General features: G+C 61.9%; 1 protein-coding gene and 1 pseudogene. One reads left to right on the forward strand and one right to left on the reverse strand.

Going from position 1 to position 1,331, the window contains the following annotated elements; all coding sequences use genetic code 11:
• Positions 1-97 precede the first annotated feature (97 nt).
• Positions 98-859: a YoaK family protein gene (locus tag BMY53_RS25225; protein WP_092949932.1), complete on the reverse strand. Its 762-nt coding sequence runs from the start codon at positions 857-859 to the stop codon at positions 98-100.
• Between the two features lie 273 nt (positions 860-1,132).
• Between BMY53_RS25225 and BMY53_RS26160 the strand changes: the two are divergent.
• Positions 1,133-1,331 (forward strand): annotated as a pseudogene (locus tag BMY53_RS26160) (hypothetical protein); the annotation flags it as partial.

Raw genomic sequence — 1,331 nt, forward strand, 5'->3', positions numbered from 1 at the left:
CCGCGTTCCCACGCTGGCGAACGTGGTGCCTGGCAGCTACACCGACACCGTGACGGTCACCATCACCTACTGATTCATCGACTGAACCAGGCCTGACTCAGCTGATCGAGGCGGGCTGCCGCTTGAGGCGTCGTGTCTTCACACCGAACAGCGGCATGGCCGCCAGCAACAGAAGTGCCATGGCCAAGGGAACGACAAAGATGAAACCAGCCGACTGGAAGCCGGTGGCACCCGCGATACCCCCCGCGATGAATGCCAGCAGAAGGCCTCCTGAACGCTGCAGCCTCTCCTTGTCGCTCACCACAGGCCGCGCGCCCCCACCGGATCGATTCCAGTAAAGGAGTTTTCCCAGTTCCATGCCCAGATCGGTCACGTTGCCCGTCATGTGGGTGGTGCGAATGCTGCCACCTGAAGATTTCGAGCCCACGGCGTTCTGCAAGCCCATGATGAAGCTCAGCAGCAACACCGTGGGCGGGAAGTAGTGCGCGCTGCCGGAAGACAGCGCCAGGGAGCCCATCAACCCGAAGGACATGAGCAGTGCGGCCTCCAGCACCAGCGGCAACGCATAAACGGCCCGAATGCCCTGGCGGCGCGCGAAGTTGACGAGCGCCGCAGTCAACGCCGCGCCGGCGGCAAATGAAACGATGGCGCCGACGGCCGTTGCAGTCATGGACGGATGCTTCAAGGCCAGCCCATCGGCAATCTGGGATGCGAATCCCGTCATGTGCGAGGTGTACCGCTGCAGCAGCAAAAAGCCGCCGGCATTCACGGCGCCCGCGTTGAACGCGAGCAGGACACCCAGGGCCAGATTCACCGAGGGTGCTCGGTGGCGGTTGGTCAAATGGAGAAAACGTCTCACATCCACCCCTGAAACATGGTTCGTCCAGGCAGTGTATCTGCCGTCACCAAATATCGCTTAAATCATATTTCGTAGACTTTTGACCTGATTTTTAGCGGTTTTGGCGCTTTTTCAAGCCGTCCGGCGCTGGCCCGCCCCGGGGGCTCACCGACATCCGTCGGTGTATTGCCTACGCCCGCGCCCTGCGCCTTCGCACGCCGGGTGACTCCTTCCACGACTACGTGCAACAAGCTGTGACTGCGACGATTCAGTCATCAACAGCAGGGGGTCACCATGAACAAGTTCTCAAGCAAGATGATCAAGCGTGCAGCAGTCGGTCTGGCCCTGGTGGCCGCAGCCGCCGGGTCTTCGGTGACCGCCAACGCCACCACCGGCACCACGACCTTTCAGGTCACCGCCACCGTCATCACCTCGTGCAACGTGTCCGGCGCCGCCCTGAACTTCGGCAACACGGTGGACCCGCTGAACACCT

Origin of the sequence: Roseateles sp. YR242, from assembly GCF_900109745.1 — a bacterium.
Lineage (GTDB): Bacteria > Pseudomonadota > Gammaproteobacteria > Burkholderiales > Burkholderiaceae_C > Roseateles.